This is a genomic window from Nocardioides sp., from assembly GCF_031397825.1.
In the GTDB taxonomy this organism is placed as follows: Bacteria; Actinomycetota; Actinomycetes; order Propionibacteriales; family Nocardioidaceae; genus Nocardioides.
In genome coordinates this window covers 1-14,904 of sequence record NZ_JANNML010000227.1, presented here as the reverse complement: position 1 = coordinate 14,904, position 14,904 = coordinate 1, and the positions used below count along the sequence as shown (strand labels likewise).

Annotated in this window: 16 protein-coding genes; 7 read left to right on the top strand and 9 right to left on the bottom strand. The window is 72.3% G+C overall.

The window, feature by feature from the left end:
• Window positions 1-73 precede the first annotated feature (73 nt).
• The gene (gene ligA / locus RMN98_RS19015; protein WP_309650388.1) at window positions 74-2,182 is read right to left on the bottom strand and encodes an NAD-dependent DNA ligase LigA; all 2,109 of its coding nucleotides are present in this window, start codon (window positions 2,180-2,182) and stop codon (window positions 74-76) included.
• A gap of 85 nt (window positions 2,183-2,267) precedes the next feature.
• Between ligA and RMN98_RS19010 the strand changes: the two genes are divergently transcribed.
• The 3 genes from RMN98_RS19010 to RMN98_RS19000 all read left to right on the top strand — a co-directional run bounded on the left by RMN98_RS19010 (window position 2,268) and on the right by RMN98_RS19000 (window position 5,494).
• Window positions 2,268-2,912, top strand: a complete 645-nt coding sequence (locus RMN98_RS19010) for an alpha/beta fold hydrolase (protein ID WP_309650387.1) — start codon at window positions 2,268-2,270, stop codon at window positions 2,910-2,912.
• 288 nt (window positions 2,913-3,200) lie between these two features.
• Entirely contained in the window at window positions 3,201-3,905 is a 705-nt protein-coding gene (locus RMN98_RS19005; RefSeq protein ID WP_309650386.1) for a TetR/AcrR family transcriptional regulator, read from the top strand.
• Window positions 3,902-5,494: an MFS transporter gene (locus RMN98_RS19000; protein WP_309650385.1), complete on the top strand. Its 1,593-nt coding sequence runs from the start codon at window positions 3,902-3,904 to the stop codon at window positions 5,492-5,494. The genes RMN98_RS19005 and RMN98_RS19000 overlap by 4 nt, the downstream gene beginning before the upstream one ends.
• A gap of 76 nt (window positions 5,495-5,570) precedes the next feature.
• On the opposite strand, the gene RMN98_RS18995 is transcribed toward RMN98_RS19000, so the two are convergent.
• From RMN98_RS18995 to RMN98_RS18970, 6 genes are all read right to left on the bottom strand, one after another.
• Window positions 5,571-6,578, bottom strand: coding sequence for a hypothetical protein (locus tag RMN98_RS18995; protein WP_309650384.1), 1,008 nt, complete (start codon window positions 6,576-6,578; stop codon window positions 5,571-5,573).
• A 149-nt stretch (window positions 6,579-6,727) separates the two neighbouring features.
• Window positions 6,728-7,720 (bottom strand): methionine synthase, encoded by a 993-nt coding sequence (locus tag RMN98_RS18990; RefSeq protein WP_309650383.1) that lies wholly within the window; start codon window positions 7,718-7,720, stop codon window positions 6,728-6,730.
• Entirely contained in the window at window positions 7,717-8,832 is a 1,116-nt protein-coding gene (mnmA, locus tag RMN98_RS18985; RefSeq protein ID WP_309650382.1) for a tRNA 2-thiouridine(34) synthase MnmA, read from the bottom strand. Before mnmA ends, RMN98_RS18990 begins: the two co-directional genes overlap by 4 nt.
• Window positions 8,829-10,025 (bottom strand): cysteine desulfurase family protein, encoded by a 1,197-nt coding sequence (locus RMN98_RS18980; RefSeq protein WP_309650381.1) that lies wholly within the window; start codon window positions 10,023-10,025, stop codon window positions 8,829-8,831. Before RMN98_RS18980 ends, mnmA begins: the two co-directional genes overlap by 4 nt.
• Window positions 10,026-10,164: 139 nt before the next feature.
• On the bottom strand, window positions 10,165-10,800 hold the full coding sequence (locus RMN98_RS18975; RefSeq protein WP_309650380.1) for a nucleotidyltransferase domain-containing protein: 636 nt from the start codon (window positions 10,798-10,800) through the stop codon (window positions 10,165-10,167).
• Window positions 10,797-11,768 (bottom strand): endonuclease/exonuclease/phosphatase family protein, encoded by a 972-nt coding sequence (locus RMN98_RS18970; protein ID WP_309650379.1) that lies wholly within the window; start codon window positions 11,766-11,768, stop codon window positions 10,797-10,799. The genes RMN98_RS18975 and RMN98_RS18970 overlap by 4 nt, the downstream gene beginning before the upstream one ends.
• Window positions 11,769-11,870: 102 nt before the next feature.
• Here RMN98_RS18970 and RMN98_RS18965 point away from each other — a divergent pair, with 102 nt between their 5' ends.
• From RMN98_RS18965 to RMN98_RS18955, 3 genes are read left to right on the top strand one after another with little or no spacing between them, the layout of a single operon-like run.
• Entirely contained in the window at window positions 11,871-12,704 is an 834-nt protein-coding gene (locus RMN98_RS18965; protein ID WP_309650378.1) for a DUF4394 domain-containing protein, read from the top strand.
• A gap of 48 nt (window positions 12,705-12,752) precedes the next feature.
• On the top strand, window positions 12,753-13,304 hold the full coding sequence (locus tag RMN98_RS18960; RefSeq protein WP_309650377.1) for a sigma-70 family RNA polymerase sigma factor: 552 nt from the start codon (window positions 12,753-12,755) through the stop codon (window positions 13,302-13,304).
• Window positions 13,301-13,981: a zf-HC2 domain-containing protein gene (locus RMN98_RS18955; RefSeq protein WP_309650376.1), complete on the top strand. Its 681-nt coding sequence runs from the start codon at window positions 13,301-13,303 to the stop codon at window positions 13,979-13,981. Before RMN98_RS18960 ends, RMN98_RS18955 begins: the two co-directional genes overlap by 4 nt.
• Before the next feature lie 4 nt (window positions 13,982-13,985).
• On the opposite strand, the gene RMN98_RS18950 is transcribed toward RMN98_RS18955, so the two are convergent.
• Window positions 13,986-14,246 (bottom strand): amphi-Trp domain-containing protein, encoded by a 261-nt coding sequence (locus tag RMN98_RS18950; protein WP_309650375.1) that lies wholly within the window; start codon window positions 14,244-14,246, stop codon window positions 13,986-13,988.
• Between the two features lie 76 nt (window positions 14,247-14,322).
• The gene (locus RMN98_RS18945) at window positions 14,323-14,646 is read right to left on the bottom strand and encodes a hypothetical protein (RefSeq protein WP_309650374.1); all 324 of its coding nucleotides are present in this window, start codon (window positions 14,644-14,646) and stop codon (window positions 14,323-14,325) included.
• A gap of 52 nt (window positions 14,647-14,698) precedes the next feature.
• Between RMN98_RS18945 and RMN98_RS18940 the strand changes: the two genes are divergently transcribed.
• On the top strand, window positions 14,699-14,904 hold a 206-nt coding region (locus RMN98_RS18940; protein WP_309650373.1), incomplete at its 3' end, for a DUF1905 domain-containing protein.

Genomic DNA, 14,904 nt, shown 5'->3' with positions numbered 1-14,904 from the left:
CAAGGCCAGCCATCCCGAGCCGAGGACGGGTGAGGACCCTCGGTGAACGACCGCACCTTCGACCATACGCCTCTCATCCAGCCGACGGGGGGCCGTGCTCGATCATCTGCTTGAACCCCTCCTCGTCGAGGATGGCGACACCGAGCTGCTCGGCCTTCTCCGCCTTGGAACCGGCACTCTCCCCCACCACGACGAAGTCGGTCTTCTTCGACACCGAGCCGGCCGCCTTGCCACCCCTGCTGAGGATCGCCTCCTTGGCCGAGTCGCGGCTGAAGTCGACCAGCGAGCCCGTGACCACGATCGTGAGGCCTTCGAGCGTGCGCGGAGTCGACTCGTCGCGCTCGTCGGCCATCGTGACGCCCGACGCCTCCCAGCGGTCGACGATCGCGCGGTGCCAGTCGACGGCGAACCACTCGATGACGGCCTCGGCGATCGTCGGCCCCACCCCCGCGGCCGCCGCCAGCTGCTCCTCGCTGGCCCCGCGGATCGCGCTCATCGAGCCGAACTCCGTGGCCAGTGCGCGGGCCGCTGTGGGTCCGACATGGCGGATCGAGAGCCCGACCAGGACCCGCCACAGCGGGACCGCCTTGGCCTTGCCGAGGTTGTCGAGGAGGCGCTGGCCGTTGGCGGAGAGCACCCGACCCCCGGTGGCGACCTCCTCCTCGGTCTTCTTGGCCGCGCGGGTGAAGAGCTCGGTGCGCAGCAGCCGCGCGGCGTCGAGGTCGAAGACGTCGCCCTCGTTGGCGATGACCTTTGCGTCGAGCAACGAGACGGCCGCCTCGTAGCCGAGGCCCTCGATGTCGAACGCACCACGACCCGCGACGTGGAAGACCCGCTCGCGCACCTGCGCCGGACACACCTCGTGGTTGGGGCAGCGCAGGTCCTTGTCGCCCTCCTTCTGCTGGGCCAGCTGGGTGCGGCAGGAGGGGCACTTCGTCGGCATCCGCCACGGACGCAGACCCTTCGGTCGCAGGGCCAGCACCGGGCCGAGGATCTCGGGGATCACGTCACCGGCCTTGCGCAGGATGACGGTGTCGCCGGGGCGGACGTCCTTGCGCTTGACCTCGTGGGCGTTGTGGAGCGTGGCGTTCTCCACGGTCGAGCCGGCCACCCGCGTCGGCTCCATCACGCCGTACGGCGTCACGCGGCCGGTGCGACCGACGTTGACCCGGATCTCGAGGAGCTTGGCGTTGACCTCCTCGGGTGGGTACTTGAAGGCGATCGCCCACCGGGGCGCCCTGCTCGTGGAGCCCAGGCGCCGCTGCAGCGAGACGTCGTCGACCTTGACGACCACGCCGTCGATCTCGTAGGGCACGATCGAGTGGCGTCGCTCGCCGGCGTCGGCGATGAAGGCCTGGACCTCCTCGAGGGTGGGCAGGACCCGCACCGCCTCCGAGGTCGGCAGCCCCCAGGCTGCGAGCGCGTCGTAGGCCTGGGACTGGGCGGACGGCTCGAAGCCCTCGCGGGCACCGATGCCGTGACAGACCATCCCCAGCGCCCGGGTGGCCGTGACCCGGGGGTCCTTCTGCCGCAGCGACCCGGCCGCGGCGTTGCGCGGGTTGGCGAACACCGGCCGGCCGGCGTCCACCATCGAGGCGTTGAGCCGCTCGAAGGCCTCACCGGGGAGGAACACCTCACCGCGCACCTCGACCAGGTCGGGGGTCGGGAACTCCTGGCTCGCCGCCAGACGGTGCGGGACAGAGTCGATCGTCTTGACGTTGGGGGTCACGTCCTCCCCCGTCGTGCCGTCCCCCCGGGTGAGGGCGCGGACCAGACGGCCCTTCTCGTAGAGCAGGTTGATCGCGAGGCCGTCGACCTTGAGCTCGCACAGGAGCGACGGGGCCTCGACCCCGTCTCGCGCGAGCCGGGCGTGCCACGCCGCCAGCTCGTCGTAGGAGAACGCGTTGTCGAGGCTCTCCATGCGGCGCAGGTGGTCCACCGCGGTGAACTCGGTCGACACCGCTCCGCCGACCTTCTGCGTCGGGGAGTCGGGCGTGCGCAGCTCGGGATAGGTCTCCTCGAGCGCCTCGAGGGCACGCATCCGGGTGTCGAAGTCGGCGTCGTCGAGGGTCGGGTCGTCGAGGACGTAGTAACGCCAGCGCGCATCCTCCACCTGCTCGACCAGCTGCTGGTGCTCGTCACGGGCCTCGGGGGTGACCGGGCTCGGCTCGGGGCTGCTCATGGCGCCCATCTTGCCGGGTCCCACCGACACGGCTCAGCGCACGGCCCGACACCATCCGGGCGCCCCGCCGCTCCGAAGAACCGTCATGGCCGCGCCCGAGACGACCCGTGAGCAGACCACGCCCGGACCCTCCGTCACCCGCATCGACGTCGCCTCCGAGCCGCGCGGGGTGGTGCTCATGCTGCACGGGGGCAAGCAGACCAGCACGCAGCCCGTCGACCACCGCAGCGCCTCCTGGCGCCGCTTCGCCGCGATGCAGCGCTCGATCACCCCGCGCGCCCACGCGGCCGGCGTCAGCACCTGGCTGCTGCGCTACGCCGTCCGCGGCTGGAACCACGCGGCCCCCGTCGACGACGCCCGCTGGGCGATCGACGAGGTGCGACGCGAGCTCGGCGACGTCCCCGTCGTGCTGCTGGGCCACTCCATGGGCGGCCGCACCGCCGTCCACGTCGCCGACGCCCCTTCGGTCGTCGGCGTGGTCGCCGTCGCGCCCTGGTGGTCTCCCGAGGACCCCGTGGGCACCCTTGCCGGGCGCCAGGTCCACGCCGCCCACGGTCGGACCGACAAGATCACCTCGGCCCGGATGACCCGCGCCTACCTCGAGCGCGCCACCCCCCTCGCCTCCTCCACGTCGTTCACCGACATGGGCCGCGTCGGGCACTACATGTTCCGGCGCGTCGATGCCTGGAACACCTTCGCCGTCGACACCTCGCTGGACCTGCTGGGCTGATCGCCGAGTCGGCGCGATGTTGCACCCCGTACGCCGAGTCGGCGCGATGTTGCACCCCGTACGCCGAGTCGGCGCGATGTTGCACCCCGTACGCCGAGTCGGCGCGATGTTGTAAGGCGGGGCACCCCGTTCCCTGCAACATTGCGCCGACTCGGCATCTGGTGTGGACCACCCCGCAAGAAACCCGCTGGATCGGGAATGCCTCGCCGTGCCACTCTGTTGCCACGGATGAAACGGAACCGTTTCGTTTCATCCAGGTTAACGAACCACCAACGGAGAGGGGGCGGCATGGCAACCAGCACCGAGCACGACACCGGGCACGACACCGGGCACGACGACACTCACGTCGAGACCCCCACCCCCACGCGTCCCCGGGTCGAGGGTGACCGCGAGCAGGAGATCCTCGACGCCACGCTCGACGTGCTCGCGGAGCTCGGCTACGACCGACTCACCATGGACGCGGTGGCCACCCGCGCGAAGGCGTCGAAGGCGACCCTCTACCGACGGTGGAACGACAAGGCGAGCCTGGTCATCGACGCCCTGCTCTCGCACAAGGGCCCACTCACGGCTCCCGACACCGGCTCCCTGCGCAGCGACCTCGTCGCGTCGTTCTGCGGGATGGGCGGTCTCACCGACAGCAAGCAGATCGCGGTCTTCGCGAGCCTGCTGACGGCCGTCACCCGCGACGCCGACTTCGCCCTGGCGTTCCGTCGCGACTTCATCGGCCCCAAGGCCGCGATCGGTCGCCAGATCTTCGAGCGCGCTCGCGAGCGTGGCGAGATCGGCCCCGACATCGACCTCGAGCTCCTCGCCACCGCGGTGCCGGGGATCGTCCTGCACCGCCTGTACCTCCTCGGCCATGCCCCCGACGAAGCGGTCATCGCCCGCGTCATCGACCAGATCATCATGCCCGCCGCCACGTGCGGCGCCCCGAACCCTCCAGCACCCCACACGGACCACCCGGACCACGCAGCACAGAAGGAAGACTCATGACCGACATCCACGAGACCGAGGCAACGACCTCGACCAAGGAGCTCCATCTCGGATGGGCGCTCGTGCTCATCTCGATGGCCCAGCTCATGGTGGTGCTGGACGCCTCCATCGCCAACATCGCGCTGCCCTTCATCGGCAACGACCTCAACATCGACGACGCCAACCTCACCTGGATCGTCACCGGCTACGCCCTGGCCTTCGGTGGCCTGCTGCTCCTCGGTGGCCGCCTGGGTGACCTCTATGGCCGACGCCGGGTCTTCATGATCGGTCTGGCCGTCTTCGCGGTCGCCTCGTTCATCGGCGGCTTCGCCCAGAACGAGGCCATGCTGCTCTCCTCGCGTGGCCTCCAGGGTCTTGGCGCGGCGCTCGCCTCCCCGGCCGCGCTCGCCCTGATCACGACCACGTTCCCGGCCGGTCCGGCGCGCAACCGCGCCTTCGCGGTCTACGCCGCCATGTCGGGTGCGGGTGCGGCGGTCGGCCTCATCCTCGGTGGCTGGCTCACCGGCCTCGACCCGATCGTGGGCCTCGAGGGCTGGCGCCTGACCTTCCTCATCAACGTCCCCATCGGCCTGGCAGCCGCTTTCCTGGCCCCGCGCTTCCTCCACGAGTCGGAGTCCCACCCGGGCGAGCTCGACGTGCCCGGAGCCATCACCGGCACGCTCGGCCTGCTCGGCCTGGTCTACGGCTTCAGCCGCGCCGGCGAGGAGGCCCACGGCTGGGGCGACACCTGGACGATCGCCGCGCTCGCCGCAGGTGTCGCGCTGCTCGCCTCCTTCGCGTTCATCGAGTCCCGCGTGGCCCACCCGCTGCTCCCGGTCCGGGTCTTCGCCAACCGCACCCGCGCCACCAGCTTCCTGGTGATGGCGCTCGTGCCGGCCGCGATGTTCGCGATGTTCTACTTCCTGAGCCTCTTCATCCAGCTCGTCGTCGGCTACAGCCCGCTGCACACCGGCTTCGCGTTCCTGCCGTTCTCGGTCGGCATCGTCTTCGGCGCCGGTCTCTCCTCCAACCTGGTCAACCGGATCGACCCGCGCTTCATCGCCGGCACCGGCACGCTCATGGCGGCCGCCGCGCTGTTCGGGTTCTCCCGGCTCGAGGTCCCCACGAGCACGGAGGCCCTGCTGGCCATCGGCAACGGCGTCTACCTGGGCGACGGCGTCAACTACTGGACGTCGATCTTCCCCTTCATCATGCTGATGTCGATCGGCATGGGTGCGGTCTTCGTGCCGCTCACCCTGACCGCGGTGCACCACCTGCGCGCCGAGGACTCCGGCATCGGGTCCGGCGTGCTCAACACCATGCAGCAGGTCGGTGGCGCGCTCGGCCTGGCCATCCTGGGCACGGTGTCGCTCCACTTCGCGGACGGCACCAAGACCGCGCTGGCCAAGGACCTGATGGCCCAGGGACTCCCGGCCGACGCCGCCGGCGGCCTGGCCTTCATCGGCTCCTTCACCGAGGGCGCGACCGCAGCGTTCCTGGTCGGTGCCGTGCTGATCAGCATCGGCTCGGCGGCCATCTGGCTGCTGCTCAACGTCAAGCACGAGGAGCTCGCGACCGACGGTCCCGAGGGTGGCGTGCACGTGGGCTGACGCCCCCAGCCCGTACGACGGCCCGGTCGCTCCGCGAGGAGCGTCCGGGCCGTCGTGCGTCCGGCCGCGACGCGGGTCAGAACTGCACGCGCTCCAGCCCGGCCGTCGAGGTCATCCCGACGTGCTCGCCGTCGTCGAGCATCGAGCGCACGGTGCGCAGGTCGATGGACCCGGCCACGGCCTGCTCCTGCTCGGGCACCTTCCAGGAGTCGAAGCGGAACGCGACGACCTCCTCGGCGCGCAGGTTGACCAGCCACACCTCGCCGTTGCGTCCCGCCTTCCAGAGCAGGTGCACCGGGCCCAGCGCGCCGTCGTAGGTCTCGCAGGCGTAGCCCGGCGTCGCGCACGGGTCGGCGGCGAGCCAGGTCGGCGCCCGGGGAGAGGCGACGACATCGACGTCGCGGTAGCGGACGTGGTCGCTGCTGATCGAGATGCCGGTGCCGACCGCACCCGGGCCGAACGGCTCCACCACCCGGGGGATGTCGCTGGTGCCGCTGAAGCCGGAGAGGTCGGAGTAGGTGAGGAAGAAGCCCTTGAGTGCCTGGGGCGAGACCGGCACCGGGGTCGGGTCGGCGGTGTCCGGTGCCTCGCCGCCCTCCCAGTCCTCGACCTCCTCGCCGGCGTCGACGACCTCCTGGTCGGTGGTCACGCTCACTCGTGGGTCCTGCACCAGGTCCTCGAGCGCGGAGAGGTCGATCGGCAGGTCGATCTCGCGCGGGTCTCCCTTGATGGCGGGTCCGGCGTAGAGCACTGAGGCGACCTCGCCGTCGCGCACCAGCGAGAGCAGGACCACGCCCGGGTCCTCCTCGGGCGCCACCTCCTCCCAGGCGAGCACCAGGGTGCCGCCGTCGACGTCGCGCTCGACGCACCGCTGGTCGTCGGCCTCGCAGCGCGGGTCGTCCTCGGGCTCGGGGGTCACCCCGACCCGGACCAGGTCGCCGTCGTCACCCTCCCCGCCGCCGTAGCGAAGGTCGAGGCCGACCTCTCCGACCGGCGTCTCGTAGGTGCTGTAGGCCGCCGCCCGGCTCGCCGTGTCGTCGGACAGGTAGACGAACGCCAGCGCGGCCAGCCCCCGCGCGGTCATCGGCACGTCGCCCGACCCGGCGTCGGGGCCGGGCCTGCCGAGACCGGTCGGGTCGCTGCCCGGGGCGCCGGAGCCACATCCCGCTAGCAGCGCGAGCGAGAGCAGGGCGGTGCAGGCGAAGGTGGCGGCTCGAGATGCGATGGGGTCTCCTAGGTCAGGTGACCTGCGCTGCTCGTCGCGAGCTGCAGGGCACGTCGTGTCCAAGGCTCTGACGCAGCTGCCAGCCCGCAGGTTGGCGAGACGAGCAACCGATCGCCGATCGTTGCCGGATCGAGACCGAGCATGTCGAGCCAGCGCAGCACCCGCTCGACGAGCTCCTTCTCGGTGGGCTCGGGGTCCGGGTCGAGGGTCGGTACGACGCCGAGCACGACCGTCTCCCCCGCCTCCAGCGCCTCCCCGAGCTGGTCGTGGTCGCGAGCCCCGAGCTGGTCGAGGTCGACCGACAGCCCCCGGGCACCGGCGCCGCGCACGAGGCCCCACGGGGTCGACGGCGCGCACGCGTGCACCCACGGCTCGGCCTCCTCGTCGGCGATCGCCCCGAGCACCCACTCCAGGTGCTGCGACGCCTCGGGCGGGTGGACGGCTCGGTGCCGGCCGAAGCCACTGGCCGTCGGGATCGCCGCCTCGAGCACCGCTGCGAGCATCGGCTCGTCGACCTGGACGACCAGGCGATCGACGCCGGGCAGGCGTCGTCGTACGTCGCGGACGTGGTCGCGCAGCCCCTCCGCGAGCGCCTGCGCGAGCTCGCGGCGTGCGCCGACGTCGGAGAGCAGCTTGTCGCCGCGGGGCTTCTCGACGGTCGCGGCCAACGTCCACGGCCCGGCGACCTGGATCTTGAAGGAGCCCGTGTAGTCCTGCGCCTGCTCCTCCAGCCCGTCGAGGTCCTGGGCGAGCAGGCTGCGCGCACGGCGGTGGTCGACGCCGGGGGCGTCGGTGAGCCGCCACCCGGCGGGCTGCAGGTCCGCACCGAGGGACGCCATGACCGCGAGGCCGCGACCGAGCATGCCGGCGGGTGCGCCCCGGCCGGGCACCTCGGGCAGGTGGGGCACGTCGGGCAGCGAGCCGAGGACGACACGGACGGCCTCGTCGAAGGCGGCCTGGTCGGAGCCTGGCATGGAGCCGATGCCGGTGGCCTGCGTCATGGGGCGGCCCGGCCGGCGGTCGCGGCGATCGTCGCGGAGCCGACGACGCGGGTGCCGTCGTAGATCACGGCCGCCTGGCCCGGCGCGATGCCGTGGGCCGGGTCGAGCAGCTCGATCTCGACGGCGTCGCCACCCGCAGCACCCTCGGTGACGACGACCACGGCCCGGTGCTCACCGCCGTGCGCGCGCAGCTGCACGGTGCCCTCGAGGCGGTGCGGCACGGTCCCGCACCAGCGTGGCTTGATGCCGCTGAGCCGGTCGACGGCCAGTCGCTCGCGCGGGCCGACGGTGACGGTGCCGGAGACCGGCTCGATGTCGAGCACGAAGCGAGGCTTGCCGTCGGGGGCGGGGGTGCCGATGCGCAGGCCCTTGCGCTGACCGATGGTGAAGCCGTAGGTGCCGGTGTGCTGGCCGAGCTCCTCGCCGGTCGCGTCGTCCACGATCGCGCCCCCGTGGTTGGGCGCGCGGTCCCCGAGCTTCTCGCGCAGCCAGCCCGCGTTGTCGCCGTCGGCGACGAAGCAGATGTCGTGGCTGTCGGGCTTGTCGGCCACCAGCAGCCCGCGCGCGGCGGCCTCGGCTCGCACGGCCGACTTGTGGGTGTCGCCGAGCGGGAAGAGCGAGTGCGCGAGCTGGTGCTGGTCGAGCACGCCCAGCACGTAGGACTGGTCCTTGCCGTGGTCGCTGGCCCGGTGCATCTCGATCAGCCCGTCGTCGCCGGTGCGGAGCTGGGCGTAGTGCCCCGTGGCGACCGCGTCGAAGCCGAGCGCGACAGCCCGGTCGAGCACCGCGGCGAACTTGATCTTCTCGTTGCAGCGCAGGCAGGGATTGGGGGTGCGCCCGGCGGCGTACTCGTCCATGAAGTCCTCCACGACGTCCTCGTGGAAGCGCTCGCTCAGGTCCCAGACGTAGAAGGGGATCCCGATGATGTCGGCCGCACGTCGTGCGTCGTTGGAGTCCTCGATGGTGCAGCAGCCGCGGGCGCCGGAGCGGTAGGACGCGGGGTTGCGCGAGAGAGCGAGGTGGATGCCGGTGACATCGTGTCCGGCCTCGGCGGCGCGGGCCGCGGCGACCGCCGAGTCGACGCCGCCGGACATGGCAGCGAGGACCTTCATGCCTTGGCTGCCCTCGCCCGCTCGACGCAGGGACCGATCGCGGCGACCAGGGCGTCGACGTCGGCCTCGGTGCTGGTGTGGCCGAGCGAGAAGCGCAGCGAGCTGCGCGCCGCGTCGGGCTCGCGTCCCATCGCCAGCAGCACGTGCGAGGGCTGCGGGACCCCGGCGGAGCAGGCGGAGCCGGTCGAGCACTCGATGCCGCGGGCGTCGAGGAGCATCAGCAGGGAGTCGCCCTCGCAGCCGGGGAAGCTCAGGTGGGCGTTGCCCGGCAGGCGCGCCGCGGGATCGTCGAGCGCCGGGCCGTTGAGCACCGCGTCGGGCACGGCGCGCTGGACACCCTCGACCAGCCTTCGCCTCAGGGCGGCCATGCGGACGGCATGCTCGGGCTGGTGCTTGACGGCCAGCTCGACCGCGGCCGCGAGCCCGGCGATGGCCGGGGTGTCGACGGTGCCGCTGCGGATGTCGCGCTCCTGGCCGCCGCCGTGCACCAGCGCGGTGACCGCGAGCTCGCGTCGTACGACGAGGGCGCCGACGCCGTAGGGTCCGCCGACCTTGTGCCCGGTCAGTGCCAGGGCGTCGACCCCGGAGGCCGCGAAGTCGACCGGGACGGTGCCGATGGCCTGCACACCGTCGGTGTGGACGGGGATGCCGTGCTCGGCGGCGATCGCGACGACCTCGTCGATGGGCTGGAGCGTGCCGACCTCGTTGTTGGCCCACATGACCGAGATCAGCGCGACCGTCGCGGGATCGCGATCGACGCTCGCACGCAGCGCCTCGAGGTCGAGGCGACCGTCGCGGTCTACGGGCAGCAGCTCGACCTGGGCGCCCTCGTCCTCGCCGAGCCAGAAGACAGGGTCGAGCACGGCGTGGTGCTCCACCGACGTGGTGAGCACGCGGGTGCGGCGGGCGTCGGCGCCCTGACGGGCCCAGAAGATGCCCTTGAGGGCCAGGTTGTCGGCCTCGGTGCCGCCGGCGGTGAAGACGACCTCGCCGGGGCGGCAGTTGACGGCCTGCGCGATGGTCTCGCGCGACTCCTCCACGATGCGCCGCGCGCGACGCCCCGACGCGTGCAGCGAGCTCGGGTTGCCGACGTCGAGGAGGTGCGCGGTGAGCGCGTCGACCGCCGCGGGCACCATGGGCGTGGTGGCAGCGTGGTCGAGGTAGACGACCGGATCGGGACTGGACTGGCTCATCGCCCTCCCAGGGTACGGCGCCGCGGGTTGCGGGCGCCCATCAGCGTCGTCGGGCGGGACCGGCGCAGGCGGGCGGTCGTGTCGGGTCGTGTGCTCCAGGCAGCGCTCGACCGCTGTCTCCGGCACACGACCCGAGGGGTCAGAGCCGCTCCAGCCACGGATGGCCGGGGTGCGCGAGCGCGATCGTGTCGCGCACCCAGGCCCGCTCGGCAGCCCCGAGCAGCGGCCAGCAGGCCTCGAGGTCGGCGCGGTCCTTGGGCCGGTCGAGACGCGCCTTCATCATGATCGTGACCTCAGGACGCAGGAAGCGCACGCCGTCGGCGCCGACCCAGGTCACGTCCTCGACGAGCGCGACGTGCTCGTGCCAGCGCTTGTTGGTCCAGCAGCCGTCGGTGTCCGGGGTCAGCGGCACGTCGAGCACCCACGGGGCACCCGCGTCCCGACGCACCCAGAGCTGGCCCTCGCGGTCGACGTCGGGCACGCCGACGCGGTAGGGCCGGAGTCCGGCGGCGCTGATCACAAAGGGCGTCCAACGGTCGCCCAGGAAGTCGCGGAAGGCCGGGGCGTCGCAGGTGAGCATCGAGATGTCGAGATCCTCGTGCTCGCGCCGGACGCCGGTGAAGGCCTCGATGCTCCAGCCGCCGACGACCCACCGCGGGCGGTCGAAGCCGGCCATGAAGGCGCCGACCGTGCTCGGGGTCAACGACTCCCACGCACCCCACCAGCGGAGGAACTCCGCGTCGTCCATCTCGGGCGGGGGTGCGGGGAGGTTCATCGCGGCGCCACCGTGGCGAGGACGGCGCGGTGGTCGGAGCCGGGCACGTCCACGGTGCGCGTCCGCGTGACGGTCCGGGCCTCCGAGACGAGCACGTGGTCGATCGCGACCGACGGCGGCAGCAGGCTGAGCAGCGGGAAGCCCCCGTCGACCGGCCAGGTCGCTGCCAGCCCGGCGTTGGTGATCTCGGCTGCGTCGCGGTAGCCCGCGTCGACCAGCGCCCGCAGCGGGGCGTGGTCGAGCGTCGCGTTGAGGTCGCCCGCGATCACGTCCACCCCCTCCCGCTCGGCGACCTCGAGGATCGCCCGGTGATCGGCCTTCCAGTCGGCGTAGAGCGTGGGCGGCGCCGGGTGGACCGCCAGGAAGGTCAGGTCGCCGGTGCGCACCAGCATCCCGTCGAAGGTGGTGTCCAGGGTCTCGACCAGCTCGATAGGCTCGCGGGAGAAGACCATCGTCGCTCCCACGAAGCCGTCGGCAGCCTCTGCCTGCCCGAGCCGGTGCGGGAACACGTCGGACAGGCCGACCCCCTCCATCTCCGCAACGTCACCCCGGGTGACCTCGCTGACGACGAGCACGTCGGTCCCCGCCTCGCTCGCCTCGACCACCAACCGCGTGGCATCACCGGCGCCGGCCAGCAGGTTGGCCGTCATGACGCCCGTCGTCGGCGCGTCAGTAGCCGATCGCGGCACCGAGCCTGACACGAGCGGGGCGAACCACACGGCGTGCAGCGCGAGACCGGCCACCGCCACAGCGATCGGCACCACCAGCAGGCGGTGGCGGGTGGCCCGCCGGAGCGCGAGGAGGAGCAGGAGCAGCAGCGCGGCGGCGTACAACGGAAGACCGAGGGGGGTGAACGCCTGGAGCTGCGTGGTGCGGGCGAGGTCGGGCTCCACGAGTCGTACGACGGTGAGTGCGACCCCGGGGAGCAGGAGACCGACGCAGAGCAGCCAGAGGAGGAAGCGGGGCATGCTCCGAAACTAGCGACCGGATCCTTCAACACGACCGCTCCCCCGTCCGTATCCCCTCCTGAACCGGCTCGCACCAGCGCGCCGACGACGAAGGAGACGACCATGAAGCGCACCCTGGCAGCCCTGACGTCCGCGACGATGCTCGCCGGCGCAGCAGTGGCCACCATGTCGACGAGCGCCACCGCCGCTCCCGCCCCGACCCGGGCCTTCGGCATGACCGCCGACCGCACCCTGGTGTCGTTCGACGTGAACCGCCCGGGCGGTGCCGACCGGATCGCCAAGATCACCGGCCTCAAGGGCGACAAGCGACTGGTGGGCCTGGACTTCCGCCTCAAGAACAAGACGCTCTACGCCGTCGGCAACAACGGCGGGATCTACACGATCAACACCCGCACCGCCGACGCCGACCGCGTGGGCCGCCTCAGCGCGCCGCTCAAGGGCGTCAGCTTCGGCGTCGACGTCAACCCGGCCGCCGACGCCCTGCGGATCGTGAGCAACGCGGGTCAGAACCTGCGCTACTCCTTCGCTGAGAAGACCACGACGGTCGACGGACGCCTCAACACCCCCGACGTCGCCGACCCGGTGCGCGGGATCAAGGCGGCCGCCTACACCAACAACGACAACAGCGACAAGACCGGCACGGCGCTCTACGACCTCAACGCCGCCCTGGGCAACGTCTCGCTCCAGGTCCCGGCCAACGCGGGCACGATCACCCCGCAGGGGTCGACCGGTCGCAAGCTCTTCGGCCAGGTCGGCTTCGACATCGCGAGCGGTGTCACCGGCGGCAAGGCCACGAGCAACGCCGGCTTCGCCTCCTTCACCAGCGGCGGCACCGTCGGTCTCTGGACGGTGAACCTGACCACGGGCGACCTCCGCAAGGTCGGCACCTTCCCGAAGGGTGCGGCGGTCACCGACTTCTCGGTCGCCGTGGGCTGACCCGCCCCGCCGCCCCGTCGTCCAGCGCGACCGCAACGAAGGACGGACATGAGCTCACCGCCCGCGAGGGTCGTCACCGACCTCTCGACCCCCGAGGCCGTGCAGGCTGCCTACGCAGCCCACGGTGACGAGCTCTACCGACTCTCGTTGCGGGCGCTGGGCGACCAGGGCGGCGCGCAGGACGCCGTGCAGGAGACCTTCCTGCGCGCGTGGCGGGCCCGGGAGACCTACGACGCCGGGCGGGCCAGCCTGCGGACCTGGCTGTTCCAGATCGCCCGCCACGTCGTGGTCGACGCTCATCGGACCCGTGGCTCGCGGCCCTGGCTCCGGGCGCTGGCGGACCACCCGACGTTGGAGGAGGCCGCTCCGCCCGTCCCGGACGGGTGGGAGGAGCAGCTGCGGCGGATCCTCGTCGAGGACGCCCTGCGACGCCTCGGCGAGGATCACCGCCGCGCGTTGGCGGAGACCTACCTGGCCGACCGTCCCTACCCCGAGGTCGCGGCCGAGCTCGGGATCCCGGAGAGCACGTTGCGCAGCCGGGTGTTCTACGGACTCAAGGCGCTCCGCGTCGTGATGGAAGAGATGGAGGTGCGGCCATGACCGACCACGAGCAGCTGCGGATCAGCCTCGGTGCCTACGTGCTCGGCGGGCTCGCCGACGCCGAGGCCGCCGACGTCGAGGCACACCTCGTCACCTGCGCGGAGTGCCGCGACGAGCTCGCCGAGCTGGTCCCACCCGCCCGGGTCCTCGCGGAGCTCCGGTCCGCCGCGCCGACCGAGGTCCCCGCGGCACCGGCCGGCCTCCAGGACCGGGTCGTCACCGCCGTGGCCGCCGAGCGCGACCGCGAGCGTCGTACGAAGTGGCGCCGGCAGGCGGGCCTCGCCGCTGTCGGCGGGATCGCCGCAGCCGTCGTCCTGGTGGTCCTGGTGGTCGGCCTCGTCGCCACCCGGCCGGATCCCGCGCCGACCGTGCCCACGGAGGACGTCTCCGTCGCCGTGGGCGTCGCGGGTGTGCGGGCCGACGCCGACCTGGTCGACCACACCTGGGGCGTCGAGGTGAAGCTCACCGCGAGCGGCTTCGACGAGGGACGCCGCTACGTCGTGACCGTGCTCGGCACCGACGGTCGCCGCTACCCCGCCGGCGGCTTCGTCGGCACCGGTGAGCGGGAGATGCTCTGCAACCTCAACTCCACGGTGCTGCGCGCGGCGGCCGCGGGCTTCGAGGTGCGCGACCGGCGGGGCCGCGTCGTGGTGAGCTCGACCTTCACCGCAGTCTGAAGCCTCAGACGACGGGGTCGTCGTCCTCGGGGTCGGAGTCGGCCTCCGCGGTGCTCCACTTCAGCTGGAACTCGACCTCCTCCTCGCCGTCGCCGCGCTCGTGCTCGACCGAGAACTCCGCGTGCTTCGGCACCCGGAAGCGCTCGCCGGCGATCTGGATGCGGAACGACTCGCCCTTCTCCAGCGCGTCGGCGAGGCGGCGCAGCTTGGCCACCACCTCGTCGGTGGCGTAGATGCGCTCGATGTCGCGGGCTTCCTTGCTCACTCCGGGCTCCTTCGCGTCGTCGTACGCCCAGCGGCGTCCGTGCCGACACCGTAGCCAAGGTGCCTGAGAGCGACCCTCAGGTCTCGTGGCCCCGGGAGTCCTCGTCGTCGACCACCTCGGCGCCCAGCAGGTGCTCCAGCAGACCTTGGACCTGGCCGTCGGTGAGGCGCTCCTCCGGTGCAGGGGTGGGCGGCTCCTCGGGGGTCTGGTCCTCGACCGGCGCCGGCCTGCCCTCCTCGACGAACCCGGCGTTCTCGAGGGCCCAGGCCTGCTCCTGCTCCAGCCGGACCTCCTCGGCCAGGTCGACCTCCTCGGCGTCGGGCACCAGGTCGTAGAGGGCGTTGAGGGTCGCATCTGAGCCGGGACCGTCGTCCGCGGGGCCGGGCACCTGACCATGCACGGGACGAGCCTAACCGCCTCGGAACGTCCGCAACCTGCCCTACGGTTGCTCCATGGAGCTGGAGTTCGCCGGGGAGATCTGGGAGTGGCGCGGCCCCGCGCCGTACCACTTCGTCTCGGTGCCCGAGGACGAGTGCGCCGAGCTCCTCGCCGTCTTGCCGATGGTGAGCTATGGCTGGGGCATGATCCCCGCGACCGTGCGCGTCGGCGCCACGGACGTCACGACGGCGCTGTGGCCCAAGGACGGCGGCTACGTCGT